The organism is Actinomadura hibisca NBRC 15177 (assembly GCF_001552635.1).
GTDB lineage: Bacteria > Actinomycetota > Actinomycetes > Streptosporangiales > Streptosporangiaceae > Spirillospora > Spirillospora hibisca.
The window spans coordinates 1-2,764 of the sequence record NZ_BCRO01000138.1 but is presented as its reverse complement, the minus strand read 5'-3'; the positions used below and the strand labels follow the sequence as shown (position 1 = coordinate 2,764).

Below are 2,764 nucleotides of genomic sequence, written 5' to 3'. Positions count from 1 at the left end.
TCTGGGGGGACGTCCCCCCAGGAAACACAGCCGCTTTCGCCGCAGATCTGCACCGACTCAGTCTGTGGGGGTCTACACCAGACCACCCAGTCCAGCCCCGCGCGGGTTTCCCGCACCCGACCAGCAACTCCAGCCCGCAGGGGGTTGATACAGGAGCCCAGCGACTCTAGCCCGTGCAGGTTTTCCGCACCCGAGCACCCACCCCAGCCCCGCGCCCCGCACCCGACCAACAACCCCAGCTCGCGCAGAGTTGCTATAGGAGCCCAGCACCCCTAGCCCGCGCCGATTTTCGGCCCCCCGACCACCTACCTCAACCCCGCGCCCGCCACCCGATGGCCAACCCCGCCCCGCACGGGGTGTACAGGCACCCCCAACCCACCCCGCGCAGGTTTCCCACACAGGCCCTTAACCCCGCCGGAGGGGAAGCCGCAGCACGAATCGAGCGCCAGGCTCGCCGTCGCCGCGGTCGGTGATGGTGAGCGAACCGCGGTGTTGGGTGGAGATCTCGCGGGCGATGGCGAGGCCCAGCCCAGTGCCGCCCGCATCCCGGTGCCGCCCGTCGGACAGGCGCGCGAACCGCTCGAAGATGCGCTCCCGGTCCTCTGGTAGGACGCCCGTGCCGTCGTCCACCACCTCCACGGTCGCGTCGCCGTCCTCCTGCGCGACCCGCACCAGCACGTTCGACTCGGCGTGCCGGTCGGCGTTGTCGATGAGGTTGGTGAGGGCTCGGGCCAGCGCCGTCCGCCCGCCCTCCACGCGCACTGGCCCGTCGGCCTCGACCCGCACCCTGCTGCGGCGCGGTCGCCGCAGCACCTCCTGGTCGGCCAGCTCGTGCAGGTCGACGGTCTCGGTGTGCTCGTACTGGGCGGCGTCCAGCCGGGCCAGCGCCAGCAGGTCGTCCACGACCGCCTGCAAGCGATCGATGTTCTTCAGCATCGCGGCCAGCGTCTCGCGCACCCCCGCGTCGTCAGGGTCGGACAGGGCGAGCTCCAGCTCGGTCCGCAACCCGGTCAGCGGACTGCGAAGCTCGTGCGAGACGTCCAGGACGAAGGCCCGCTGCTTGGCGATGGCCTCCTCCAGCCGGTCCAGGGTGGCGTTGACACTGCGGGCCAGGTCGTGGACCTCGTTGTGCTCGTCCGGGACGGGCACCCGCCGCTCCAGATCGGTGGCGGTGATCTCGTCCATGTCCCGCCGGATCGCTTCCACCGGCCGCAGCCCCCGGCCCACCGACCACCAGGTCCAGTAGCCGACCAGCAGGGTGAGCGCGGGGATGCCCGCCGCGAACAGGATCGCGAGGTCGGGCCGGGGCACCAGGCCCACCGCCGGAGCGAGGGTGTAGATCGTGCTCGGCCCGACCTCCCGCTCGACCCGGAAGGCGACCACCTGGAAACACGGGCCGCCGGGCGCGTCGATGTGGCAGCTGCGCCCGTCCAACCGGTCGTCGTCCGGTCCGGGCCTGCCGAAGGCGACCGGCGGACGCCTCCACATCCGCGGGGTGTAGGCGATCACGCGCCCGTCAGCCCCGATGATCTGCGCCTGGACGTCCTCGCTGGTGACCAGCACGGGAGTGAGCTGCCCGAGCCGGATCGACGTGACGATGTGGCGTCCCTCGCGCGCCAGCCGCTTGGTCAGCTCGTTGCTCGCCGACCGCTGCACGAAGGTCATGATGAGCAGGTACACCGCGGTGGTGAGCAGCAGGGTGAGGATCACCGACTGAACGGTGATGCGCACGCGGATGCGGGGCTCCGGCGCCCTCAACCGGCGCCGGAGCCCGGCCGTCCCCTCACGCCCCGGCAGGGTGCCCCCGCCCGTCAGCGCACGACGCGGGTGCGCATGACCCGGCTGTCATCGCTCGCACGGGGATGCCGGTTCGCCGACGGCACCGCGTAGAGCTTGACGCGCAGCACCTTCCCCTCCTGGACTGACGTGCCGACCTTGGCGGAGATGACGACCAGGCGGGTGCCGCCGGCCTTGATCCGCTTGAAGACGCAGACGCCCTTCTGGTCCTGGCTCGTGCTGCTGCAACGTCCGTGTCCGGGGCGGCGCGCGATAACGGATGCGGAGAGGTGCGCGGGAAGCTTGGCCCCGACGACGACCTGCCGCGCGGCCTTGGGCCCCCGGTTGACGACGCGGATCGCGTAGACGAGACGTTTGCCCTGGCGGACGGTGGCGGGCCCGGCGACGAACAGCCGGACGTCCGCGACGGGCTTGCCGCCTCTTGCTCCGCTTCCGCCGGCGGCGCTTGTGCTGGCGCTGGCAGCGGGGGCCGCCCTGGCAGGTAGGGCCGTTCCGGCAGGTAGGACGGCCGCACTGCCAAGAGCCACGACCAGACTGAGCAACGAGACGCGCGGACGACGCACAGGCGACCACCTTGCCGGTTCCACACCGGCCCAGCGCCGGTGCCAACGAGGAGACAGAGGCATTGCGTGGCATTGCTTCCCGTGGCCGGGTAAATCCGACCTGCCCGGCCCGGCAAGAGATCGTCATTGCGGACGGTGGAAGCCGCAGGAGACCCGAGCAGACGGATGGTCCGAGTGGACGAGCTGGGCGGCGTGGCTGGGGAGGAAACGAGGAGCTGTCGGCATGGTGAGCACGGGATGAAAGGACTTCGGCTCGCTGGTTTGACGTAGGCGTGCGGAGGGCATACCTTCTCTCCTTGTCCCCAGAGGGATGCAGGACGCCCTGAGCGGCGGCCGGCCCCGGGGAACCTCTCCTTGATCACACTTGCTGCGGCTGTGCTGTGCGCTGCCGTGCCCGCGTGTCA

Annotated in this window: 2 protein-coding genes; both read right to left on the bottom strand. The window is 71.1% G+C overall.

Annotated elements, in window-relative coordinates:
• Positions 1-405 precede the first annotated feature (405 nt).
• Complete coding sequence (locus AH6_RS40965; RefSeq protein ID WP_245679704.1) at positions 406-1,731, bottom strand: sensor histidine kinase; 1,326 nt, start codon at positions 1,729-1,731, stop codon at positions 406-408.
• Positions 1,732-1,811: 80 nt separating this feature from the next.
• Positions 1,812-2,360: a DUF11 domain-containing protein gene (locus AH6_RS40960; RefSeq protein ID WP_067491673.1), complete on the bottom strand. Its 549-nt coding sequence runs from the start codon at positions 2,358-2,360 to the stop codon at positions 1,812-1,814.
• Positions 2,361-2,764: the final 404 nt, after the last annotated feature.